The organism is Streptomyces sp. A0958 (assembly GCF_004795035.1).
Classification (GTDB): Bacteria; Actinomycetota; Actinomycetes; order Streptomycetales; family Streptomycetaceae; genus Streptomyces.
The window spans coordinates 71,165-93,611 of sequence record NZ_SSBK01000008.1 but is presented as its reverse complement, the minus strand read 5'-3'; the positions used below and the strand labels follow the sequence as shown (position 1 = coordinate 93,611).

20 protein-coding genes and 3 pseudogenes are annotated in these 22,447 nt (G+C 71.1%); 11 read left to right on the top strand and 12 right to left on the bottom strand.

Annotated elements, in window-relative coordinates; translation table 11 throughout:
* The first annotated feature begins 16 nt into the window (after positions 1–16).
* The 3 genes from E6P78_RS11410 (at position 17) to E6P78_RS11400 (ending at position 6,437) form a co-directional block, all read left to right on the top strand.
* Positions 17–3,973: an ABC transporter ATP-binding protein gene (locus E6P78_RS11410; protein WP_136203427.1), complete on the top strand. Its 3,957-nt coding sequence runs from the start codon at positions 17–19 to the stop codon at positions 3,971–3,973.
* A 352-nt stretch (positions 3,974–4,325) separates the two neighbouring features.
* Positions 4,326–5,123 carry a hypothetical protein gene (locus tag E6P78_RS11405; protein WP_136203426.1) on the top strand — a complete coding sequence of 266 codons (798 nt, stop codon included), beginning with the start codon at positions 4,326–4,328 and terminating at the stop codon, positions 5,121–5,123.
* Positions 5,124–5,834: 711 nt separating this feature from the next.
* The gene (locus tag E6P78_RS11400; protein ID WP_136203425.1) at positions 5,835–6,437 is read left to right on the top strand and encodes a GPP34 family phosphoprotein; all 603 of its coding nucleotides are present in this window, start codon (positions 5,835–5,837) and stop codon (positions 6,435–6,437) included.
* 16 nt (positions 6,438–6,453) lie between these two features.
* On the opposite strand, the gene E6P78_RS11395 is transcribed toward E6P78_RS11400, so the two are convergent.
* From E6P78_RS11395 to E6P78_RS11385, 3 genes are read right to left on the bottom strand one after another with little or no spacing between them, the layout of a single operon-like run.
* Complete coding sequence (locus E6P78_RS11395; protein WP_136203424.1) at positions 6,454–6,813, bottom strand: STAS domain-containing protein; 360 nt, start codon at positions 6,811–6,813, stop codon at positions 6,454–6,456.
* Positions 6,810–8,069, bottom strand: a complete 1,260-nt coding sequence (locus E6P78_RS11390) for a SpoIIE family protein phosphatase (protein WP_136203423.1) — start codon at positions 8,067–8,069, stop codon at positions 6,810–6,812. Before E6P78_RS11390 ends, E6P78_RS11395 begins: the two co-directional genes overlap by 4 nt.
* On the bottom strand, positions 8,066–8,875 hold the full coding sequence (locus tag E6P78_RS11385) for an alpha/beta hydrolase (RefSeq protein ID WP_136203422.1): 810 nt from the start codon (positions 8,873–8,875) through the stop codon (positions 8,066–8,068). The genes E6P78_RS11390 and E6P78_RS11385 overlap by 4 nt, the downstream gene beginning before the upstream one ends.
* Positions 8,876–9,077: 202 nt before the next feature.
* On the opposite strand from E6P78_RS11385, the gene E6P78_RS11380 reads away from it, so the two are divergent.
* Entirely contained in the window at positions 9,078–10,277 is a 1,200-nt protein-coding gene (locus E6P78_RS11380; protein ID WP_136203421.1) for a serine/threonine-protein kinase, read from the top strand.
* 18 nt (positions 10,278–10,295) lie between these two features.
* Here the strand turns inward: E6P78_RS11380 and E6P78_RS11375 are convergent.
* Positions 10,296–10,748, bottom strand: a pseudogene (locus E6P78_RS11375) (maleylpyruvate isomerase); the annotation flags it as partial.
* A gap of 15 nt (positions 10,749–10,763) precedes the next feature.
* Positions 10,764–12,404 (bottom strand): glycosyltransferase family 39 protein, encoded by a 1,641-nt coding sequence (locus E6P78_RS11370; RefSeq protein WP_240799143.1) that lies wholly within the window; start codon positions 12,402–12,404, stop codon positions 10,764–10,766.
* A 168-nt stretch (positions 12,405–12,572) separates the two neighbouring features.
* On the opposite strand from E6P78_RS11370, the pseudogene E6P78_RS11365 reads away from it, so the two are divergent.
* Positions 12,573–12,842 (top strand): annotated as a pseudogene (locus E6P78_RS11365) (RNA polymerase subunit sigma-24); the annotation flags it as partial.
* Positions 12,843–12,942: 100 nt separating this feature from the next.
* Here E6P78_RS11365 and E6P78_RS11360 read toward each other — a convergent pair.
* Both E6P78_RS11360 and E6P78_RS11355 read right to left on the bottom strand, forming a co-directional pair.
* The gene (locus E6P78_RS11360; RefSeq protein ID WP_240799142.1) at positions 12,943–13,620 is read right to left on the bottom strand and encodes an alpha/beta hydrolase; all 678 of its coding nucleotides are present in this window, start codon (positions 13,618–13,620) and stop codon (positions 12,943–12,945) included.
* 74 nt (positions 13,621–13,694) lie between these two features.
* Positions 13,695–14,021 (bottom strand): hypothetical protein, encoded by a 327-nt coding sequence (locus E6P78_RS11355; RefSeq protein ID WP_136203420.1) that lies wholly within the window; start codon positions 14,019–14,021, stop codon positions 13,695–13,697.
* 45 nt (positions 14,022–14,066) lie between these two features.
* Here E6P78_RS11355 and E6P78_RS33365 point away from each other — a divergent pair.
* A pseudogene (locus tag E6P78_RS33365) lies at positions 14,067–14,210 on the top strand (MFS transporter); the annotation flags it as partial.
* Positions 14,211–14,428: 218 nt separating this feature from the next.
* On the opposite strand, the gene E6P78_RS11345 reads toward E6P78_RS33365, so the two are convergent.
* From E6P78_RS11345 to E6P78_RS11335, 3 genes are all read right to left on the bottom strand, one after another.
* Entirely contained in the window at positions 14,429–14,662 is a 234-nt protein-coding gene (locus tag E6P78_RS11345; RefSeq protein WP_136203419.1) for a 4-oxalocrotonate tautomerase family protein, read from the bottom strand.
* Between the two features lie 29 nt (positions 14,663–14,691).
* Entirely contained in the window at positions 14,692–14,880 is a 189-nt protein-coding gene (locus E6P78_RS11340; protein ID WP_240799141.1) for a short-chain dehydrogenase/reductase, read from the bottom strand.
* Between the two features lie 75 nt (positions 14,881–14,955).
* A complete protein-coding gene (locus E6P78_RS11335) occupies positions 14,956–15,738 on the bottom strand; it encodes an SDR family oxidoreductase (RefSeq protein ID WP_136203418.1) in 783 nt (260 codons plus the stop codon).
* Positions 15,739–15,896: 158 nt separating this feature from the next.
* Here E6P78_RS11335 and E6P78_RS11330 point away from each other — a divergent pair, with 158 nt between their 5' ends.
* The 3 genes from E6P78_RS11330 to E6P78_RS11320 all read left to right on the top strand — a co-directional run bounded on the left by E6P78_RS11330 (position 15,897) and on the right by E6P78_RS11320 (position 18,615).
* Complete coding sequence (locus tag E6P78_RS11330) at positions 15,897–16,859, top strand: helix-turn-helix transcriptional regulator (protein ID WP_136203417.1); 963 nt, start codon at positions 15,897–15,899, stop codon at positions 16,857–16,859.
* A gap of 125 nt (positions 16,860–16,984) precedes the next feature.
* Positions 16,985–18,043: a tRNA (adenosine(37)-N6)-threonylcarbamoyltransferase complex transferase subunit TsaD gene (gene tsaD / locus E6P78_RS11325; RefSeq protein WP_136203542.1), complete on the top strand. Its 1,059-nt coding sequence runs from the start codon at positions 16,985–16,987 to the stop codon at positions 18,041–18,043.
* Positions 18,040–18,615, top strand: a complete 576-nt coding sequence (locus tag E6P78_RS11320) for a GNAT family N-acetyltransferase (RefSeq protein WP_136203416.1) — start codon at positions 18,040–18,042, stop codon at positions 18,613–18,615. Before tsaD ends, E6P78_RS11320 begins: the two co-directional genes overlap by 4 nt.
* A gap of 114 nt (positions 18,616–18,729) precedes the next feature.
* Here E6P78_RS11320 and E6P78_RS11315 read toward each other — a convergent pair whose 3' ends face one another.
* The gene (locus E6P78_RS11315) at positions 18,730–19,182 is read right to left on the bottom strand and encodes a MarR family transcriptional regulator (protein WP_136203415.1); all 453 of its coding nucleotides are present in this window, start codon (positions 19,180–19,182) and stop codon (positions 18,730–18,732) included.
* 87 nt (positions 19,183–19,269) lie between these two features.
* On the opposite strand from E6P78_RS11315, the gene E6P78_RS11310 reads away from it, so the two are divergent.
* A complete protein-coding gene (locus E6P78_RS11310) occupies positions 19,270–20,199 on the top strand; it encodes a zinc-binding alcohol dehydrogenase family protein (protein WP_136203414.1) in 930 nt (309 codons plus the stop codon).
* Positions 20,200–20,239: 40 nt separating this feature from the next.
* Entirely contained in the window at positions 20,240–21,451 is a 1,212-nt protein-coding gene (locus E6P78_RS11305) for an FAD-dependent monooxygenase (RefSeq protein ID WP_136203413.1), read from the top strand.
* A 30-nt stretch (positions 21,452–21,481) separates the two neighbouring features.
* Here E6P78_RS11305 and E6P78_RS11300 read toward each other — a convergent pair whose 3' ends face one another.
* The gene (locus E6P78_RS11300) at positions 21,482–22,417 is read right to left on the bottom strand and encodes a LysR family transcriptional regulator (RefSeq protein ID WP_136203412.1); all 936 of its coding nucleotides are present in this window, start codon (positions 22,415–22,417) and stop codon (positions 21,482–21,484) included.
* Between the last annotated feature and the right edge of the window lie 30 nt (positions 22,418–22,447).

The window sequence follows — 22,447 nt, the reverse complement described above, 5'->3', positions numbered from 1 at the left end:
CCCGCAGACTCGGCCGGTGGAGGTGAAGGTGTCGTTCGATGCCCGGAACGTCGAGGTCCTGGTGGGCGAGTTGGGCAGCGTGGTGAACAGACTGGTCCCTGGCGCGTTCGGCGACGTTGCCAGGGACGGCCAGAAGTCGCAGGAACCGCTGCACATCCCCGCGTTGCGTGAGATCGCGGAACGGAGCTTTCGCACTGAGTGGCGACGAGGAGACCGGGTCCAAGCGCTTGAGCTGACGCTCCGACGGGCGATAGGCCGACTCGAAGGACAGTTCGCCAGCAATTCGACGTGGAGACCGAGCAGGCGGATCACCAATGAGGAGGTGGCTCTGCGCTATTTCAACTTCGACGGTTCGACGGACCTCGGAAGAGTCGAGTCCATCGACTTCAATGATGCAGCGTTCGACGGTCTCGGAGGCGATCGCTACGTCAAAGTATTTCACGCGTTGAAGAATGCGATAGCGTTTGACAGAAGCGACGCAAGACTTCGTGCATACCTGAAAGACCTTCGTCGCCGACTCGCCGCAATTCTTCTCGACCCGGGTTTCCCTTTCACCGCGGCGTCTGAGTCCACGCCGGCAGACGAAGCGTCGGTCGCCCGGTCGGTATCAGAGGACGGCTACGGTGCGGATGTCCGCGAATTGCTCGCGATCTCTGCCGTCTATGTGCGCGACATCCGCATCGATTCCATGCTCCATGTGGTGCGTACTCTCGAACCCGATCTGCTGGAACAGCTCAGGAACACGAGTCATCCGTGGCCGCGGGTGGTCGTCGGAGAGGCCGGGTCGGGCAAGAGCACACTGCTGTGGTCGCTCCACCAGAGCCTGGCCGCCGAGCCGGACACGGAGCCGCTGCTGCTGCCCGCTACGTGGTTACTGCGGGACCGGAGTGACGAACCTGCGGAAAGACTCGCCGGGTTGCTGCAAGAGATCGCCCGGGCAGGCAGCAGGCCGGTCCTGCTCCTCGACACCGCCGACCTGATGCTTCACGACGAAGAGGCGCGCCAGCGGCTGTTGCGTCTTCTCAACTCCGTACATACGGCCGGGTTTTCCGGCCTGTATTCCACCAGGCCCCAGGAGGCCGCACTCCTGTCGGACGACAATCTGCGTCGTTACGACCTCCAGCCGTACGACGACGCCGAACTGGATCACGCTGTCGCTGCCTTGGTCACTCGGTATTGTCCGGACGTTCCTCACGCCGAGGTCACCAGGCGGGTCCGGCAGGCAACGGCGCGCGGCCTGCCGGTCGCCGAGGTCTGCCGGAGCCCGCTGCTGCTCCGCATGCTGTTCGACCTCTCCGCGCCCGCCGAGCCCGAACTCGGTGATGTCGACGTCACCCGGCTCTTCGACGCCTACTGGCAGCGGCGGGTGATTCGTGACGCCCGTACGGATACCGAGACCGGCCTGCGTGCCCGTGCGGCCGGCAATCTGAGCGCCCTGGCCGGCCACGCAGCCATCGGATTGCTCGCCTCCGGCCTGCCGGGGCTGCCCGCCGCCACGCTGCGCGAGACGACCGCCGTGGCGGCTGGATCATCCGGCGACCCCGCATCGCTCGAGGAAGGGCTCGCGGTCCTCACCGAACGCGGTGTGCTCGTACCTGGCGGAGAACAGGTCGGATTTCTCCACCAGACCATGTTCGAATTCGCCGCCGCCAAGGGTCTGCTCGCCCGGTCGGACCCAGCGACGATCGGCACACTGACGGCCCGGGCCACCAGCCACGGCGGTGACCTGTTCGTCGGCGCCGTTCTTGAACAGGTCCTGATTCTCGCGGGTACGAACCCGCTTCTCCAGGGTGCGGCCCACGATGCCGTCAACGCTCTGGTCACCTCGGACAGCGAGGCGGTCCAGGCGATCGGGCTTGTGGCCTGGGGTCACTATCCGGCGCTTCTTGATGGCGCCACCAACGCCCTGCGGACAGCCGGGGCGTCGGCGCTGGAGCGCACGACGAGAATTCTGCCCACCATCGCCGCCAAGCCGACGGGGCAGACCATCAGCCAGCTCTTGCTCATCTGGCAGTCCACCAATGAGTCGGATGTCCGTACCGCGGTGCTCGACGCGTTCGGCCGTCTCGCCCTGCGCACACCGCGAGACGTGGCCGAGGCAATGGACTACCTGGAGCCGCTCCACACGTTCGCGGGAACCACAGTCACCCCCGCGATGCGGCGCGGTTTTCTCGGTGTCCTCCATGCGATCTCCTCGCAGGCGCGCCTTCTCGTACGGTCCACGCTCGTCGCCATGCTCATGAGCAGTGACGACCGAGAATGCGTCGAGCTGGAGTACCTGGCACGTCAGTGGTCCTCCATCGGCGACGACCACCTGCTGGCCGAGATCGTCCGGACCCTCGACGCCGAGGGGCCGCCGAACCACACCGTCGCGGCCGGGTTCGGGAGAGTCATCGCCGCCGAATGGCACCGGGCGGGCACCTGGCACGGTGCCGAGCCCTGGGCGGATTTCCTCGCACACGCCACAAACCCCGGCCCCGCCGCGCTCACGCTGCGGGACGAGGCGACGCTGCACGCCATCGGCGCCTTCGTCGTCACCACGGACGACGACCGCCGCATCCGCGTCGCCATCGAGGCCCTGCTCGACGCATCGGACCCTCGTGTGCGCGACTTCGTCTGCCATAGCGTGCTCCGCGGCATCCTCGCCTCGGGATCACACGCCACCGCTGTCCTGGAGGCTGCCGCCAGGTCCTCACTCGCGACCATCGGGTACGCCGCGCAGAAGGGCAGGATCGACGAGCGCCAACAGCTGCTGCTCGACCTGCTCGCCCAAACCCATCTCCCCGGTACGTCCATAGCCCGATTCCTCCCGCCACGTCTCGAAACCCAGGACTGGAAGGCCGACCACCGCCTCCTGCGGATCGCGGCGGCCGCGGCCGATCACGGACACCTCACAGCTCAGCAACTGCTGGAAGAGGTGAGCCGCACCCCGCAGATGTTTTCGACGGCCCAGCTCGACGCGATCTTCTCCACTCGAGCCGCGCACATGCCCCAGAGCGATGAGGTCTTCGACACCATCGTGTCCATCGGCACCCGAACCGGGCGGACGGCGGACCTGGAGAAGATCGTCAACTCCGCCGATCGACGCGATGGACGTGTGGACACGTACGGTCCCTCGCTCCTGGCCCACGCCCGTGAGCTGATGGCAGGCACCGATGAGTCGAAGCGCCGAGGCAGCCAGTTCCTCGCCGGACTCATGGCCAAGATCGACACGGAGATGGCGTGGCCCGAACTACGAGCCGTCCTCGACGACGTTGACGACCCAAAGATCCTCGTTCAGCTCATTCAGACGCTCTGGCAGCAGACTCCCGCCGGGGATGTCTCTGCCCAGCTCGACTACCTCGGCCAGTTCATCGAGGTCCACCCCGGTGCCGACAAGCCGGTTGCACGTCCACTCGGACGCCTGACCAACATCTCGGTCGCCGTCGCATCGGCCTGGGCGATGCTCTACATCCTCGGTACCCGCACCGAAGCCGCCACCGACCAGTGGCCTGTGGTGCGGACGCTCGGGCTCTACGAGGTCGAAGGGGAGGAGATCTTCGTCGAGGGCAGGAGGTTCCTGATCGTCTGCGACTACCTCGCGCGCCTCGGCCCGGTGGACCCTCGCCCGGCCGGGGCCAATCTTCTCGACTACCTCGCGGCTCTCTCGACCGGTGAATTCCATGGCAACGACCCTGCGTGGTGGCGACGCGAACTCCGTATCGCCGTCCAGCACGCCTGCGCACCCGGTGATCACAGGATCATCGAATCCCTTGTCGCTGCCTGCGGCACCCTCGACGACGGCATCGCCGAGGTCATCACCACGGCCATTGCCGAGCGCCACTACGCCGACGCTCGCAAGCACCTGCAAACGCTCGGCCGCGCCGACATCACGGCCACTCTGCGGAGCTTCCTTCTGGAGCTCATCCGCAGCCACGACCGCAGCTTCGGCACCCGGGCCTTTCCCGAGGTCTTCGCAGCAGTCACGAAATAGGCGCTGCCGGCGCGGCGGCATGGGTGACCGGCCGCGACCAGTACGTTCAACTCGCCCTGGACGCGCGCCGACGCGGTCAGCGCACGGCCCCGCCGTCGTTCCGCTGGACAAGGCGTGGCGTTCGGTTCGGCCGCCTCGACACCGACGGTCCGGCGCCTGCTGGCCGCCGCGGACGAACACCTGCCGGCTTCTCCGAACTACCAGGGGCGTCACGTACTTGGGCGACGGGGGATGATGAGGCTCGTTGAATTCGGCTCTGACCGGAGTTCCGTGAACAACCGGGAAGGGATGCCTGCGGATCTCCCGTCGGCGGCCAGCCGCATCGAGATCGTGTACTGGTTGACTGTGCGTCGTGACTGAGATGATCGAGCTACCGGATGCAGAGGGCGGCTGGGAGCCCGCGACAGAACTCCAGGCAGGTGGGCGCAATCCGGCGCGGCAGGCATCGATGTTCCAGAGCGTGACCTGGCCGTTGAGCTCGCTGGCCCTGCTCTCGGTGGACCTGGAGGCGGTGGCGCGGCGGCTGAGGCTGACCCTTGAGACCTCGTGGGACGGGCACGGCAGTGTGCGGGCTGCGTTCTTCGTGCTGGACGGGACGGACTTCGTCGTCACCGACCACGAGGGGGACGCTCCGGGAACCCACGTGTGGACCCGGAAGGGTGGGCCTGTCGATCCGGCCGCCCGTGTGGGTAGCCTCCTCGCGGCTCTCGGCGTGGGGCCGGAGGCGGTCTCGTACTCCACCTGGGGGGCTGGTACCGACCTGTCGCACGTGCCTGCCGCCTGGGGGCGCGGTCGGGGCAAGCCGGCGTGGTCACACCAGGACATCTGGGCCAGCTTCAAGACGCGTCCGGGGATGTTCGTCGGCCGTGTCACTTTCGGGGCAGTGGTCGGGTTCCTCAACGGCTATGCCACTGCCTCTGACAAAGCCCTGCTGGACGGGTTCAGGGAGTGGCTGGCAGCCAAGCTGGGATACGGCTGGAACCTGGTGTACTGGGTCTTGGCCGAGAGGCTGATCTTTCCCGACGGTCGTCCCGAGGAGCCCTGGTCGCCCGAGATCGATCAGCACGCCGTGGCGGGCCTGATCGGCTTGATTGACGAGTACTTCGATCACCTCGCCGGTGGGCCGGAGGAACGCCCCGGAACGGTCTGATCAAGGTCCTGGGCTCATCCCCGGGTGAGGAGATCCTGATTCGCAGAAGTCGGACATTGCGCCGGGCCCGGGACCGACGGGGCATCTGCTGCACAAGATCCGAACCCAGCTCCGAACCCTGCACCTGGACCGCCCCGGCCGGCAGCGGTCCGAGGCCGGCAGCGGTCTTGCGGCCGCAGTTCGAGGTCACGGCGTCGAGTCGGAGTTCTTGAGCCGGTACCCGGTCCAGCAGGCCGGCGGGCAGACGATCCCGAGCTTTGGGTTCCGGCCGAGGAGTTGGACGACTTCAACGCCCACATTGTCGGCGAGATCCGGGTGGTCCACGAGTTCCGCCGAGACGGGAAGGGTTGCTGACGGGCCTGCTGGTCACAGGTCTGATGATCTTGTTGTGGCTGGTGCGATCGCGGTGTCGGCGTTCTCTGCGGTGACCGAGCCGTGGCCGGCGAGGGCCGATGCCCAGAGCCTTCCTGGGAACACCCCGCATCCGTCCGTCGTCCGCCGGCAGATCTCCGCACCGCGGTACCACCACGCCCAGGTACGACTTGGCCGTGGCCTGCGACTGGAGGAGTGACGCACTGTCCGGGTCGCTGTCGGCCGCCGGCCGGTGGGGCGATACTGATCGTGACAGTCGTGCCGCCGGCGGACCGGCCGGGGGCACGGGCCAGGTCGGCAGGGGCACAGCTCCGGCGACGTCTGCGAGGGGAGCCGTTCATGACCACGGCGAAAGACCTGTTCATCACTGCTATGGACCCGAAGGCGGAGCGTTCCGTCGGGCAGGGCGACCTTTCGCTGGCACTCGCGGGAGCGGAACTGATCGACCTCATCGAGGCGGAAGCGGTCGGCGTGGACGGCGACCGCATCGTGGTGGGCCTTGTGGCGGAGCCGGGCGACCGGCTCATGGCCGAGGCTGCGGCGGCGCTCTCCCGGCAGGAGCCCCACGAGCGGATCGAGGACTGGCTGTGGCGCCGGGGCCGTGACCTCTCGGCCGCGTACCAGGCCGCCCTGGAAGAGGACGGCGAGCTGACCCCGCAGCGAGGGCGCCGGTTGTCCTTCGGCGCGGAGCGCGTGGAGATGGTCGATACACCCGCGCGCCGCCGGGCGGCCGCCCGCTGGGAGGAGAGGGAGCCCGTCCTGGTCGCCCTTGCCTCGGCCGTGGGTATCGATGACGGACGGCCCGACGACGAGACCGGTCTCGGTGACGAGGTGACGGTCGTGGTGGCCGGCGTCCACGACGCGGTGATGGAGCTGGAGGCCGTACGCCAGAGGCGCTCCATCGAGAACGCGGCCTTTGCCAACGTCTGGCGCGGGCCGTGACCTTCACGGCTCCGGGTCAGTCGGCTGGGGAGCACCAGGCGGCTTCGGCGTCCTGAGCGGTGGGGTGGGCGGGGAAGACCTGCTCCAGGCCGACGATCCGGAAGACCCGTCTGATGCGCTCGGGGACGGCGGCCAGGGCGATGGTCGCGTTCGCGGCCAGGGCACGGTTGCGGGCCGCGATCAGCATGGTGATGCCGCTGGAGTCGCAGATGGTGAGGCCGCCGAGGTCGATGACGAGTTGCTGGCCCGGGCGTAGGTCGATGCCGGGCAGGGCGGCGCGGATCTCGGATGCGGTGTCGTAGTCCAGCTCCCCCACCAGTTCGATGACCGCTCCGGCGGGGGTGGTGCGGGTGGCCAGGGTCAGTTGCTTGGTCACTGTTGCTCTTCACTGCTGGGTCGGGGCACATGGACTGCGAGGACGGCGGTGTCGTCGTCGACGCCTTGGCCGAAGGTGCCGAGCAGGTCACGGACCGCACCGATGGTGTCCGATGCGGTGGTCGGGGCCAGGGCTCGGCCGAAGTCGAGGAGGGCGTCGTCGCCGTAGCGGGCCTTGCCGTCGGTGTGGGCTTCGGTGAGACCGTCGGTGTACAGGAGGAGGGTGTCGCCGGGGGCGAGGCGGAGGGTGGCGGTGGCGATGTGGGCGTCGGGCAGGACGCCCATGAGCTGTCCGCCGGGGGTGGGCAGGAAGTCGGCAGTGGCATCGGCACGCATCAGGAGGGCCGGGGGATGGCCGCCGCCGGCCAGCGTGATGTGGAAGCCGCCCTGGACGGGGTCGGGGGTGAGGAGGCCGAAGACGACCGTGCAGAAGCGTGGGTCGGCGCCGTTGAACTCGTGGTTGAGGACGGTGTTCAGGTTGCCGAGCACACTCACCGGGTCGGCGTCGTAGACGGCGGCGGCGCGCAGGGTGTACCGGGCCAGGGAGGTGACGGCCGCGGCGGCGGCGCCCTTGCCGCACACGTCGCCCAGGAACAGGCCCCAGGTGCCGGCAGCGAGGGGAAAGAGATCGTAGAAGTCGCCGCCGACCTCGTCGACGGAGGCCACGTGGTAGTACGCGGCTACGTCCAGGCCGGGTACGTTCACCAGGGTCGGCGGGAGCAGGGTCTTTTGCAGCGTGGCGTTCAGGGTCGTCAGGCGCTCGCGTTCCCGTTCCGACTCCTGCCGGGCGCGCAGCAGCTCGGTCTCGTAGGCACGGCGGTCGCGCGCGTCGAAGACGGTGGTGCGGATCACCAACGGTTGTCCGTCGGCGCCCGTCTTGACGGTGGAGGTGACCAGAACGGGCAGCCGTGTGCCGTCAGCGGCCTTCAGCTCCAGGGCGATGCCTCTGATCTCACCCTGCATCCGCAGCAACGGGGCGAAGTGGGTCTCGTGGTACAGGCGTCCCCCGACGGTGAGCAGGTCGGAGAAGTGCTTGCGGCCGACGAGGTCGTCGCGCTGGTAGCCGAGCCAGTCCAGCAGGGTGGTGTTGACCTTCGCGATCCGGCCGTCGAGCAGGGTGGAGAGGTAGCCGCACGGGGCGTGCTCGTACAGGTCCTCGACGCTGTCCTCCAGCAGGGCGGAGAGCTGCGCCGGCTCGATCGCCGACGCCCTGTCCTCCTTCCGGCCGTCTCCATCGCCGTCGGTCCCGCACGTCATCCGGGGTCTCCCGCGAACGCGGCGATGACGGAAGCGGTTTCCTCAGGGGCGGCAAGCTGCGGGCAGTGCCCGGTCGCGTTCAGTGTGACCAGCCGGCTTCCCGGGATCTGAGCATGTACGAAGGCGCCCACTTCGAGCGGGGCGATCGCATCGCTGGAACACTGGGCGACCAGGGTGGGCACCGCCACTTCGGCGAGGTCGGCGCGGTTGTCGGACAGGAACGTCACCCGGGCGAAGACCCGGGCGATATCCGGGTCGGTACGGCAGAAGCTGCTCGTCAGCTCCTCGCCCAGCTCGGGCCGCTCCGGGTTGCCCATGATGACCGGGGCCATCGTGCCCGACCATCCCAGATAGTTCGCATCGAGCGACTCCAGCAGCTCCTCGATGTCCCCGGCGCTGAACCCGCCCCGGTAACCGGTCTCGGGGTCGTCGACGAAACACGGCGAAGGAGCGAGCAGGACCAGCCCGGCGAACGCCTCGGGCTCCCGCGCGGCGGCCAGCACCCCCATCATGGCGCTCACCGAATGCCCCACGAACGTCACCGGGCCCAGCGCCAGCTCCCGGCACAGTTCCAGCAGGTCGTCGACGTACCCGTGCAAGGTGGAGTAGCGCTCCGGGCTCCATGCCGACAGATCGGAGCGGCCCGCGCCGACGTGGTCGAAGAGAACGACGGTGAAGTCGCGCTCCAGCGCCGGCACCACCAGGCGCCACATGTTCTGGTCGCATCCGAACCCGTGTGCCAGCATCACCACGGGCCCACCGGCCCGTCCGCTCACCGACACGTGGTTTTTTCGGCGCACATCCATACCGCCATCCTCGCAGACAGGTGGTCCGCACCCGGGGAGCCGCCACCCCGGCCGCCACGACTCCGGCGCTTGGCGGGCGGCGCGGTAGCGGCGGCCGGTCCGCGGGCCGCCCTGCGAGGTTTTCGGTGGGGCGCCCGGTCATACTGATGCGCGAGAACAGAGGGCGGGGCCGCAGGCGGCGCACGAGGTACGGGGTGGACGGGTGAGTGTGCCGGAGCGCATTGGTGCGTATGCCGTGGAGCGGGTGTTGGGGGCCGGCGGTATGGGCACCGTCTATCTGGCGCGCTCGCGCGGCGGGCGTTCGGTGGCGGTGAAGGTGGCGCGTCCGGAGCTGGCGGCCGATCCGCACTTCCGGCAGCGTTTCCGCGCCGAGGTGGCGGCTGCCCGCCTGGTGGGCGGCTTCCATACGGCGCCGGTGGTGGACGCCGATCCGGAGGCGCAGGCTCCCTGGCTGGCCACGGCCTACATCCCCGGGCCCACGCTGGCCGCCCTTCTCGCATCCGAAGGGCCGATGAGTGAGGAACGGCTGCGGCAGCTGGGGGCGGCGCTCGCCGAGGCGCTCGCGGCGATCCACAGCCGCGGTCTGGTGCATCGCGATCTCAAGCCCGGGAACATCATCATGGCCGCGGACGGCCCGAGGGTCCTGGACTTCGGCATCGCGCGGGCCATGGAGTCCACCCGTCTGACCTCCACCGGCGTGGCCTTCGGGACGCCGGGGTTCCTGGCCCCCGAGCAGGCCATGGGTGAGGAGGTCAGCGGGGCGGCCGATGTGTTCGCGCTGGGGGCCGTGCTGGTCGCGGCCGCCGGGGGCAGCGCCTTCGGCGGGGGTACGCCGATGGGTCTGATGTACCGCGCGGTGCACGAGCCGGCCGATCTGTCCTCGGTGCCGCCGGGCCTGTGGCCCGCGCTCCTCGCGTGCCTGGCGAAGGACCCGGCTCAACGGCCCGCCCCGGAAGGGCTGTTGGATCTGTTCGCGCCGATCCCTGGCACGTACACGCCGACGGCGGCCGTGCTGCCGCCGATGGACGCGGTCCCTCTTCACCCGGCACCCACCGCGCTCGCACCGCCCTACCCGCCGCCGTACCCTCCTGCGCCGTATCCCCCGGTGGTCCCGGTTCCCGGCCCGGCGGACGACGACATCGTCTTCACCGCCGCGGACGCCACCGGCGCGGTCCTGATCGATGCCGAGGGCGTCGTCTTCGAGTCGGACGCGCGGTACTTCCAGTTCGGCTGGGACCGGATCAGCGCGGTCGAGTACGCGGCAGGCCCTCAGAAGTACCTCTGGGTGACCGTCCGGCTCCATGACGGCACGTTCCATCAGCAGGCGGTCAAGGCCCGCAGGGCGTCCCTGCTCCGCACGTGGCTGCAGGAGCTCCCGCTCGTCGTCGAGTGCTTCCGGTAGGCCCCCGGGGGGACGAGTTCAGCCGAGGACGAGCGGGAGCCTCGCCGCGAGCTCGCCCGGCTCTGCCGTCTGCGCGTCGGTCGGTGTACGCCGTCCCGTGCCGGTCCGCAGCGCGTCGGCGTCCGAGAACGACGCGGGGAACGCGGCGCCGGCGATGTCCTCCAGCGCGGCGCGCGCCACGGTCAGGGTCTCGGCGGGCGGCTCGGGCGCCGATCGCAGGTACGCGACGAGACCGAGGTGGTGCAGGGTCCACTCGATGACGCACGCCGACAGGCAGTCGCCGGCGGTGAGCACCTTGTCCTGGGCGGGGACGCGGGCGGCAAGGTCCCCGCGTGCGGCGGCACGGCCTGCCGCCGAGCCGGCGTCGTCGAGGTGGAACGTGAGCCACCTCGGCTCGCCGTACGCCGCCGCGAGCCGGGGGATCAGGGCGTCGAGCGGGTCGTCACCGGTCGGAGGTTCGGCGAGAAGGTCCCCGGGCCGTGTGCCTCACGCGTAGTGGCGGAGTTCCGGCCACATGGTGCCCCAGGGGCGGCGGGGGCCCGTGCAGATGTAGATGTGGCCGCCCCACTCGACGTTGTGGACGCCGTACGGATTGGAGAGGCCGGCGGCCACGTGGACGTGGCGGAAGTACTGGCGCAGGTGGGCCGCGTAGTCGGGGGCGTGCTCGGGGCCCGGGGAGATGGCTATGACGGTGGTGGCGGTGGGGTTGCCCGGGCCCCACCACCAGTTGGTGTTGTGGGCGCTCACGGCGGTCGGCAGGCTGGTGCCGCGGCCGAGTTCGTTGATGGCGCCGGCCTCGCCGTAGTCCGCCGCGAAGATCACCGCGTCGGCGCGCTGTTCCGGCGGGAGCCCGGTCCACACCTGGCGTACGGTGCCGACCAGTTGGGGCCGGCCCAGGGTCTCCCCCGAGTTCGTGCTGATGCCGTACGTCCAGGCGATGGAGGCCGGCGGCAGGATCGGCAGGACGATCACGGCGAGCACCGCGGCCGAGACGGCGGTCGCGGTCATCAGGCCGCGCAGGCGGTCGGGGCGGGAGTGCAGCCACGCGTCGAGCCCTACCGCTCCGGCCGCCAGCAGGCATACGTACAGGCCGCCCAGGTAGTAGGTCTGGGCTCCGGTGGTCACAGCGAACAGGACGAACAGCACGGCGTACGCGGTGACCAGGCACTGCCACAGGGGGCGGCCGGAGCGCCGGAGGAAGCGCAGGCCCGCCGCCCAGAGGACCGCCATGGCAAGGCCGGCGATGGCGAGCTGGCCGAATATCCAGGTGGGGATGTTCTCCGGGCCTCCGTTCTCCTCGTTCAGCGCCCGTGTCATCTCGAACATGGCCCAGCCGTGCCGTGCCTGCCACCACAGGTCGGGCAGTACGAGCAGCACGGCGATCCCGGCGCCCGCGAGGAGCCTGCGGTCGGCCACCGTGCGCCGGGCCGGGCCGAGCAGGACGGCGGCCAGCAGGACGATCCCGAAGATGCCCGCGAGGTGGTTGAACTCCGCACCGATGCCGACCAGTGCTCCTGCGGCGAGCCACCAGCGGGTGTCGCCGGTGCGGCCGATCCGTACGGTCACCAGTGCGATCGCCGCCCATGCCAGCACTTCGTACGAGGTGGTGTTGGCGATGTGCGCACCGCCCAGGAGCACGGGCATGGTGGCGGTCGCGACGGCCGCGAGCAGGTGGGTCCGCCGGGCGCCTCCGAGTTCGCGCGCGGTCAGCCCGCCCACGATCACCGTGCCCGCCGCGGCGAGCGCGGGCCACAGGCGCAGGCCGGCCTCCGAGACCCCGAACAGCGACAGCGAGACGCGGGCCAGCAGGGGTGCCAGCACCGGCTGGTCGACGTAACTCGCCTGAAGGTGCCGGGCGGAGTCGAGGAAGTACAGCTCGTCGATGTGGAAGCCGTAGCGCGTGGACAGCGCCATGAGGAGGGCGAAGACCGCGGCGGCGACGGCGTAGACCCGCCGGTCGAGCCGATTCAGGTGGTTCAGATGGCTCAGGTGGTTCAGGCGGTTCAGCTGGTTCGGTGGGGCGGTCTGTCGGTCGTCCTTGCCGGCTTCGCCCGTTCCCGATATGCCCGTTCCTGATATGCCCTTTCCCGATATGCCCGTTCCGGATATTTCTGTCTCGTCCGCCACTTCTGCCCCGCCCCCGGTTTTCGGCACCCCGGGCGCGTCGTCCGTAGTCCGAGGGGGCCCGTGTGCTGCGGGCCGCCCACACCCTAAACCCGGTGCCGCACAGGCGGGTTCGCGGATCGGGCGCGTCCACTCCGCGAACTGGATGACCACGCCGGTGCCTGTCCCGGCCCGGTGGTCGGCGCGGCCACGGTGGCCGCTTGGTTCTCGGCCATCGGCACCGTCACCTACCAAGGCGTCGAGCCGGCCGACATGGACGCCGAACTCGCCGAGATCAACGGCGGGCCGGGCATGGTGTTCAGCGGGCCCGATCGCGTGATCGCCACCGTCACGTTCGACTTCGACGCGGACGGCCGTATCACCGCCATCCACAACGTGGCCAACCCGGGCAAACTCCGGGCGGTCGCGGAGGGCACCGCGTACGACGTGGGCGCGCGGTAGCGCCGGCCCGGGGCCGGCGGGCCCCGCGCGGACCGGCGGCCGTCCACCTCGACGCGGACGACGACCCGGACGACGACGCGGAGGGGCAAGCGGCTGTGCGTCAGGCGGCGGCGGGCGGCAACGCGCCGAGAACGGCCGCAAGGCCATGCGGGTCGCGGCGGGCGATGTTGTGGCCGACGGGGATCTCGTGAACCCGCCAAGCCGAGTCGTCGCGCAACCGCTCGGTCAGGGACACGAACGGGCTGCCCGGCCACGCGCCGCCACTGATGAACGTTCGGCGGGGCACGCGGCCGGGGTCGTCTCCGAGGCTGACCGACTGGACGAAGCTCGCCAGCGGGTGCGGTCGCGCGCGAGGGTCGAGTCCTTCGGGGACCGCGACCCATCGGCCATCGGCGCGGGCGCCGGCTATGAACAGCTCCCGGAAGGTGTCGCTGGTCAAAGACCAGCACGAATCCCCGTCGTCCGGGACATAGGCGTCGATGAAGACGAGCTGATCGAGGCGGTCGCCGAGCCGGTCCGCGACACCGGCGATCACCATCCCGGCGTAGCTGTGCCCGCACAGCGCGACGGGCGTTCCGTCGCCACGGTCGATGATCTCGGCCACCTGGGCGATGTGGGTGTCGAGGTTCGGCGGGCAGTCCGCATCGACCGGGCCGTCCGGCTCCAGCCCCGCCAGGGTCACCGCCTCGACATGGTGCCCGTCCCGACGCAGCTCAGCAGCCACCGAGTCGAACACCCACCCGCCTTGCCAACCACCGGGCACCATCACGAACTTCACCGCGTCATCCTAGGTCAGGCAGAATCCGACGAGTGCTGCTGGTGATCGGCACCTCGTAAGGGGGCTCCCGGTCGTCATGACCCGTGTGTCGCACGCCCGAGGTTGCCGCACGCGGGCATGGGCATCGCCACGGAGCCGCTGGAGTCCAGGAGGAGCGGCGGTGCGAGGTCGGTTCTCGCCTCCGTTGCCATCCGGCGCTCGCGCACCGCCGGTTCGTCGTACGCGACAGCGCGGCCCGTACCGTTCTGGCCGAAGCCTCGGACGCCTACGACTACGCGGGCCTGCCGGCCGGGCGCGTGGACCATCACCAGGTACGGGCGGCCGAAGACACTGGGGAGGAAGGTGACCCCGGCGCCGGCGTCGAAGAATGCCTCGGCGCACTGTTCGAGGGTGTCACGCACCCGCCCGCACGACGGCGGGTGTTACGCACCCGTGCCCGCACGACGGCCGCTACTCCGGCCAAGGACGGGGCCGACGCGCCCGCACCTCGGATGCGCGCGCTGCTGGCTGCCAACGTGGTCTACGTCTTCTGCCTCAACGTCCCCGAAATCGCCCTGCCTCTCGTCCTGGTGACGCGGTTGCACGCATCCCGGTGTGGTCGGCGCCGATGACGCACTCCGCCTGGCCCGGATTCACAGGAAGTGGCAGTCGTCTTCCCCGGGGCGGAGTCACGCGCCCCTGGGCCCGCTTAGGGTGCTGGACGGAGGAGCCCACCCGGCAGCCAGTCGGGCTCTACCTCCAAGCCTGGCCCTTCAGGGCCGGGTAGTTGACGGTGCTGTCCTGGCCGGATGACGGCCGGTGGGTGCGGTCAGGCGCCGCTGCTGGTGTCTGTCGGTGCCGCCTCGCCGAGCATGGCGAGGGTCAGCACGTTGCCGGAGATGCCCCAGCCGCCGTCGGCGACCTCTTCGACCAGCACCATGGTGTTGTTGCGGGCGCGCTCGCCGTAGAGCTCGACGTACAGCTCGGTGGTGCGGGTGACGATCTCCTCCTTCTGCTTCGGGGTGAGGGTCTTCTCCGGGACCTTGAAGTTCGCGAAAGGCATGGCTGGTCGTTCCTTTTCTCAGTGGGGCGTTACAGGGAGCCGCCTGCGGTGAGCAGGCTGACCAGTCCGATGCGGCGGAAGAAGTCGGCGCGGACGCGGTCGGCGACCGCGGAGACGACTTCGCTGCCGTCCCGGCTGGGGTCTATGCGGGTGCGCAGGGGCCGGGTGCCTTGCTCCATGGCGACCGGGCGCGCGACAGCTTCAGCGACCTCGGCCACATCGGCGTCCGAAGGGACGAGCGCTTCACGGTAGGGCCGGCCCTTTCGTTGATCGCTGGAGTGGCCGCGGGCGGTTCAGATGATTCCGCCGTTGGCGCGGACGACCTGTCCGTTGATCCAGTGGCCGGCCGGTGCGGCCAGGAACGCCACGACCTCGGCGATGTCGGCCGGGGTACCGAGGCGCTCCAGCGGAGGCTGGGCGGCCAGGCGGGCGATGGTCTCCTCGTCCTTGCCGTCCAGGAACAGGTCGGTGGCCGTGGGGCCGGGCGCGACGGCGTTGGCGGTGACGTCCCGGCCCCGCAGCTCCCGGGCCAGGATCAGCGTCAGCGCCTCGACCGCGCCCTTGCCGGCGGCGTACGCGCCGTAGCCCGGGAAGGCGAGCCCCACCACGGACGTGGAGAACGTCACGATCGCACCGCCGGGGCGCACCCGGCGGGCGGCCTGCTGGACGACGACGAACGTGCCGCGGATGTTGGTGCGGTGCAGGTCGTCCAGGACGGACAGGTCCAGCTCGGCGATCGGTGCCAGGTGCATCCGCCCGGCCGCGTGCACGACGACGTCGACCCCGCCGAACTCCGCTTCGGCCGTGTCGAACAGGGCCGAGACCGCGTGTTCGTCGGCTACGTCGGCGCGTACCGCGATCGCCCGGCCGCCGCTGGTGACGGCCTCCTTCACGGCTGCCTCGGCCTCGCCCCGGTTGCCGGCGTAGCCGACCACGACGGCGTACCCGTCGGCGGCCAGCCGGCTGACGGTCCGGCGGCCGATGCCGCGCGAGCCGCCGGTGACGATCGCGACACGGGGTGAGGCGGAGGGCTGGGCCGAGGCAGCGGTCCCTTCGAGGGAAGTGGGGATGGGCATGGCTGACTCCTGTGATGGGTGGGGGTGGGGCCGCGGCCTTGCCGTTGCCCTGCTGCGTCCTCCACGATCCACCGGCCCCCCGTCCCCAGCCAGGGCTGCGTCCACCCAGGGGATGCCACCCCCTGGCTGCGCTCCGGCGTACGAGCGACCATGGAGGGGTGAACCTTCCAGAACTCGGCGCCTTCCTCAGGACACGCCGTGACCGCATCCGTCCCGCCGAGGTCGGTCTCCCCCAAGGCCCGCGCCGGCGCGTCCCCGGGCTGCGCCGCGAGGAGGTCGCCCAGCTGGCAGGGCTGTCGGCCGACTACTACACCGAGCTGGAACGCGGCAGCACGAAGAACGGGGTGCAGCCGTCGGCCCAGACCCTGGCCGCCCTCGCCCGGGCCCTGCGCCTGAACGGCGACGAGCGCGACCACCTGTTCTACCTGGCCGAACGGCCGATCCCGCCGTCCGTGCACGGACCATCGGCACACGTGCAGCCCGCGCTCCTCGGACTTCTGGACCGGCTGTCCAACACTCCCGCGCGCGTCATCACCGACCTGCACGAAACCCTGGTGGAGAACGACCTGGCCCTGACCCTGCTCGGTAAGTCCCCGGCACACCGCGGCCCGTCGGCGAGCTTCGTGTACCGCTGGTTCACCGACCCGCGGGCCCGCGAGATCTACCCGCCCGAGGACCACCCGCAGCACTCCCGGGTGTTCGTGGCCGACCTCCAGGCAGCGGCCGCCCGGCGTGGCCGGGACGCGGAGGTCACGAAGATGGTCGCCGTGCTACGCCGCCGCAGCCAGGAGTTCGCAGCCCTCTGGGACACCCACGACGTCGCGGTGCGCCGCATGGACCACAAGAGGATCGTCCACCCCATGCTCGGCGTCATCGAACTCGATTGCTACAACCTCCTCAGCGAGGACGGACGCCAACGCCTGCTGTGGTTCACCGCTCCGCCCGGAAGCCAGGGAGCCGAGCAGCTGGAACTGCTGTCCGTCGTAGGAACCCAGGAGATGGGCGTCACGCAGGACATGGCACCGGAGAGGTTGTCCGCGGCGGAATCCGGATCGCAGCGCCGACCCGCGCCGCAGAGGGAGGGCCGCCTTCCCGGCAAGGCGGCCTCACCGGGGAGCTGAAGGGCTCGTACGGGCCGGCGGTGCCCGGGAAGCGGCGGATCGGTCGGCTCCCTGCGGCGGCACCTTATTGCATATAGTTTGCAGTAACGAACGATGTGCGAGGGGTGGGTGTCGTGGGGCTGCCGGTGGTGCTGGGTATCGAATCGTCGTGTGACGAGACAGGAGCCGGGATCGTGTCGGGCGGCCGGCTGCTCGCGCACGTCGTGGCGTCGAGCATGGACGAGCACGCCCGGTTCGGCGGTGTGGTCCCGGAGATCGCCGCCCGCGCCCACCTCCAGGCGTTCGCCCCCGTCGTCAGGGAGGCCCTTGGCCGGGCCGGGCTCGGCCTGCGGGATCTCGACGCCGTCGCGGTGACCACCGGGCCCGGTCTGTCCGGCGCCCTCCAGGTCGGGCTGGCCGGCGCGAAGGCCCTGGCCTACGCGGCGGGGGTACCGCTGTACGGGGTGCACCATCTGGCCGGGCACGTGGCCGCCGACACCCTGGAGCACGGGCCGCTGCCCGACCCGTGCATGGTGCTCATCGTCTCGGGCGGCCACACCTCGCTGCTGCTGGTGCGCGACCTCGTGCGCGATCCGATCCTGCACCTGGGCGACACCGTGGACGACGCCGCGGGCGAGTGCTTCGACAAGGCGGCCCGTGTCTTCGGCCTCCCCTATCCGGGTGGACCGGCCATCGACCGCGCCGCCCGTGAGGGCGACCCCCGCGCCGTCGCCTTTCCGCGTCCGCTCATGGGGGCGAAGGACGACCCGTACGCGTTCTCCTTCTCCGGGCTGAAGACGGCCGCCGCCCGCTGGGCCGAGCAGCACCGCCGGCAGGGCGAGGACATCCCGCTGGCCGACGGCGCCGCCTCGCTCCAGGAGGCCGTCGCGGACGTCCTGACGCGCAAGGCGCTGGCCGCCTGCCGCCAGTACGAGGTCCACACCCTGGTCGTGGTCGGCGGTGTCGCGGCGAACTCCCGGGTCAGGGCCCTGGCCGAGGAGCGGTGCGCGGCCGCAGGGGTCGAACTGCGGGTGCCGCCCCTGACCCTGTGCACCGACAACGGGGCGATGATCGCCGCCGTCGGCGACCTCCTCGTCCGGGCCGGCGCCGACCCGGCGCAGCTGAACGTGTCCATCGACCCGTCGGCGCCACTGGAGTACGCCGCCCTGCACCCGGTCACCGCGTCCGCGCGGGCCGCCGCATGAGCGGCGCGGTGATACGCCGCCTGTCCGGCGCCGAACTCCTCGCCCGGCAGGATGACGTGCGCCGCGTGTACGCGGAGGCGTTCGCGGGGCCGCCCTGGTTCGAGGACGCCCCGGCGGCGGACGGATTCATCCGCCGGCTGGCCGGCGATGCCACCCGGTACGGCTTCTCGGCGGCCGGCGCGTTCCAGGACGGCCGCCCGGTCGGGCTGGCCACCGCCTGGACCACGCCCACGCCGTTCCCCGCCGACCGCTCCTACCCCCGGGTCGCGGCAGCCCTCGGGACCGACCGTACGGCGGAATGGCTGTGCGGGAGCCGCCAGGTCGACGAGCTGGCCCTCGCCACGGCGGCCCGCGGGCAGGGAGTGGGCGCGGCCCTCCTGGACGCGGTCACCACGAATGCCCCCGAGGGCCGGTGCTGGCTGCTGACCTCCGCCCGGGCCCGTGACGCGATCGGCTTCTACCGGCATCTGGGCTGGGTCCAGGCCGCTCGGCCCGCCGCCGACGGCACCGGCATCGTGGTCTTCCTCGGCCCCCGGCACCCGGCCCGCACCGCCGTGACCGGCCCCCTGTGACGGGGCCGGTGCGTCAGGTGCCGCGTTCCGGTGGCCACCCACGGCCCGCTGCCCGGGAGCGCGTGGCGTACGGCTCCGGCCCGGCCCCGGCCCGGCGGCGGTGAACTCGTCCGCTCAGTGAGCGTGGCGCCGGGGCGCGGGCGGCAGGGGCGGGGAGAGGACGGGCTCCAGGAGCTGCGCGAGCTGGTGGCGTTGGTGCGGTTCGAGCCGGCCGGTGGCCGGTGCCAGGGCGTCACGCACTTCCTCGTTCAGCCGCTCGGTGAGTTCGCGTCCCGCGTCGGTGATCAGGACGATCACGGCGCGCTTGTCCTCGGGGCTGGCGCCGCGTGCCAGCAGGCCACGGCGTTCGGCCCGGGCGATGAGGCCGGACAGGGTCGACTTGTCCAGGCCGAGGAAAGCCGCCAGGTCGCTCATGCGGGGCTGCCGGTCGCGCACGATGCCGAGCACGCGCAGCTGGGTGAGGGAGAGGTCGTGCTCGGCGCCGATGCGGGTGAGTACGCCCATGATCTGGAAGGCGCTGCGGACCAGGCCGTCCAGCATGGCGTCGGTGGAGTCGTCGGGGGCCATGCCCCTCACCCTACTTGACATTGTTGGCATTACAAACAACTCTGGTGTTGATTGGTAATGCAAACCAAACCAGCCAGGGAGTTCCTCATGCATGCAGCAGTCATCACGGCGTACGGCACCCCGCCCGCCTACGCCGAGCACCCCGAACCCGTGGCGCAGGGCGAGCACGAGATGGTCGTGGACGTCCTCGCGGCGGGCCTGCACCACCTCACGCGGGCGAAGGCGGACGGCACCCATTACTCGGCGACCGGCGTCTTCCCGATCGTGCCCGGCGTCGACGGTGTCGTACGCGACCCCTCGGGACGCCTGCGTTACGCGGTCCTGGACGACACGAACCTGGGCACCTTCGCCGAGCGCACCGTGATCGACGTACGCCGCAGCGTCGTCCTGCCCGACACCGTGGACCCGGTCCGGATCGCCGCCGCGATGAACCCGGGCATGTCCTCCTGGGTCGCGCTGCGCCGCCGCATCGACTTCCGCGAGGGGCAGCGCGTCCTCATCCTCGGCGCCACCGGCAGCGCCGGACGCATGGCCATCCAGGTCGCCAAGCGGTTCGGCGCCGCCCAGGTCTTCGCCGCCGGCCGCGACACCACCCGGCTGAAGGCGCTGCCCGCACTCGGCGCGGACCGCGTGCTCACCTTCGACGAGATCGCCGCCGCGGCCGACGTCGACGTCGTCCTCGACTTCGTGTGGGGCGAGCCCGCCGCAGGCGCCATGCTTCCCCTCCTCACCGCGCGCGCCGACCGCTCCGCGCCGCTGACCTGGGTGCAGATCGGCTCCATGGCGGGCGCGTCCGCTCCGATCCCGTCCGCGGCGCTGCGTGCGGCCCGACTGCAGATCGTGGGCAGCGGCATCGGATCGGTCTCCTCCCGCGACTTCATCGCCGAACTGCCGGAGCTGGCAGCGGCGGTGGCCGAGGGTGCCATCGATGTCCGGGCACGGGCCGTGCCGCAGGCCGCAATCGCGCAGGCGTGGAACGACCACCGGACCGACGAGCGCCTCGTCTTCGTCCCGTAGTCCCCCTCAGCGGGCATCCGGCCCGAGCAAGGAACGTGTCATGCAGAAACGTGCGTTGATCGTGGGCCTAGGCATCGCGGGCATGTCCGCGGCCATCGGGCTTCGCCGGGCCGGATGGACCCCGGTGATCGTCGAGCGGGCGCCCGGGCGCCGTACCGGCGGCTACTTCATCAACCTGATGCCCGACGGCATGGAAGCGGCCGCCGGCCTCGGCCTGGACCACCTGCACACCCGCAGTCCCGAGGCCGGCTCGACCTGGTCGCTGAACCGCCGGGGCCACCGCCGGCCCGCCCCGGGCTGGCTCGACCTGCCGGGCCACCCCACGGCGATGGTCCGGGGCGACGTCGAGGCGGCGCTGTGGCACCGGATACGACCGGGCGGCGACGACGGCATCGAGGTGCGCTTCGGCACCTCCCCGCTGGAGATCACCGAACGGGACAGCGCGGTGGAGGTACTGCTGAACGACGCCTCCACCGGCCGCCGCTCCCGCGAAACCTTCGACCTGGTCATCGGCGCGGACGGGCTGCGCTCCACCGTACGGCGGCTCGTCTTCGGCCCTCACGAGCGCTTCATGACCACCTGGAACGCGATGATCTGCGCCTTTCCGCTGCCCGGGCAGGCACCGTCCTTCGGGGCGCAGGACAGTCTCATCAGCGCACGAGCCGGGCGGGCGGTGTGGGTCTTCGGCCTGGCGGACCGGCCGCCCACCGCGCTGCTGACCTACTGCACCAAGGACATCGACGCGCAGTTCACCGGGGATCGCACCGAGCGTCTGCGCACGGTGTTCGGGGACATGGACCACCCCGCCGTGCGGCACGTCCTGGATGCGCTGCCCACCACGCCCGACTACCTGTTCGACTCGGTGCACCAGGTCAAGATGGAACGGTGGAGCTCAGGACGGGTCATGCTCGCCGGTGACGCGGCATGGTGCCTGAACCTGTTCTCGGGCATGGGCACCACCGCCGCCCTGAGGGGCGGGGCGGAACTGGGCCGCGCTCTTGAGGAGCACCCCGACAGCCTCGGCGCGGCACTCGCCACGTGGGAGGCCCGGCTCCGGCCGTTCATCACCACCCATCAGCGCATGGCCAGGCTGAAGCACCAATGGTTCGTGCCGACGAACCGCTTCCTGGGCGGGGTCCGGACGCTGGCGATGCACCTGGCCGTCAACGCCCGGCGCGCGGCCACCGAGGAGCGCCTTCTCCAGGCCGCCGCCCCGGTCCGCGGGCCCGCGGACCGCGCCGTCGCCGAGTGACGCGGCGGGCCGGCCGCGCGGGAGGGGCATTCAGCGCGGGAGCGCCCAGCCCGGCACCCACGTCCCGGCGGCGTCGTGGCCGGCTGTGGTGGCGGTGAGGTGGGCGCGGAGGGTGGTCAGCGCCGGGTGGGGGTTGTCGCGGTGCCAGAGGAGCGAGTGCGGGTAGACCGGCGTCGGGTCGGTCACCGGGATGCGGCGCAGGCCGTGGCCGGCGGGCCAGATGAGGCGGGAGTGCTCGCCCATGAAGGTGGCCAGGGCGGGGGTGTCCGCGATGGTGTCGAGCAGCGCGTCGGAGCCGAAGTTGGGGCCGGTCGCCTCGATGGTGAGGCCGAACTCGGCGACGAGGTCGTCGTAGTAGGCGCCCCACTCGGTGCCGGGGGCGATGCCCGGCATCCAGATCCGGTGCCCGACGAGCTGAGCGAGGGTCACCGACCGGGCGTTCGCCAGCACGTGGGCGGGGCCGACGAGGAGTTGAAGCGGCTCGTCGAGCACCCGGACGGACTCGATGTCCTCGGGAAGGAGCCGGCCGGGCGCGGCGACGGCGCGGAAGGACGCGTCGATCGCACCGGAGCGGATGGCGGTGACGGCCGTGTCGATGTCGAACAGCGTCATCACGTCGAGGTCGGTCTCGGGGTGCGCGCGGTGGAAGCCCCGCATCAGGCTCGACTGCGCGGTACGGGAGGCGATCACGTCGACGCGCAGCGGACGGCGGCCGGGGCGGACGGACGCGCGCGCACGTTCGGCGACGCGCAGCAGCTCGCGTGCGTGGGGCAGGAACGCCTGGCCGTCGATGGTGGGTTCGGCGCCTCGGGGGGCGCGGGTGAACAGCCGCACGCCGAGGGCGTGCTCCAGCGTGGCGATGCGTTTGGAGACGGCCTGCTGGGTGATCGACAGGTCGGCGGCGGCCTTCTGGAACTGGCCCGATTCCGCGACGGCGACGAAGGTGCGTACTGCTTGGAGGTCCACGCCGACCCACCTTAGTGAACAACGGATGGT

Bases quoted from the DNA above. Each gene is read 5' to 3' on its own strand.
- E6P78_RS11400 (WP_136203425.1), top strand. From the start codon at position 5,835: ATGACCACGGCGAAAGACCTGTTCATCACTGCTATGGACCCGAAGGCG.
- E6P78_RS11390 (WP_136203423.1), bottom strand. From the start codon at position 8,069: ATGACGTGCGGGACCGACGGCGATGGAGACGGCCGGAAGGAGGACAGG.
- E6P78_RS11385 (WP_136203422.1), bottom strand. From the start codon at position 8,875: ATGGATGTGCGCCGAAAAAACCACGTGTCGGTGAGCGGACGGGCCGGT.
- E6P78_RS11345 (WP_136203419.1), bottom strand. From the start codon at position 14,662: ATGCCTTTCGCGAACTTCAAGGTCCCGGAGAAGACCCTCACCCCGAAG.
- E6P78_RS11335 (WP_136203418.1), bottom strand. From the start codon at position 15,738: ATGCCCATCCCCACTTCCCTCGAAGGGACCGCTGCCTCGGCCCAGCCC.
- E6P78_RS11320 (WP_136203416.1), top strand. From the start codon at position 18,040: ATGAGCGGCGCGGTGATACGCCGCCTGTCCGGCGCCGAACTCCTCGCC.
- E6P78_RS11315 (WP_136203415.1), bottom strand. From the start codon at position 19,182: ATGGCCCCCGACGACTCCACCGACGCCATGCTGGACGGCCTGGTCCGC.
- E6P78_RS11310 (WP_136203414.1), top strand. From the start codon at position 19,270: ATGCATGCAGCAGTCATCACGGCGTACGGCACCCCGCCCGCCTACGCC.
- E6P78_RS11305 (WP_136203413.1), top strand. From the start codon at position 20,240: ATGCAGAAACGTGCGTTGATCGTGGGCCTAGGCATCGCGGGCATGTCC.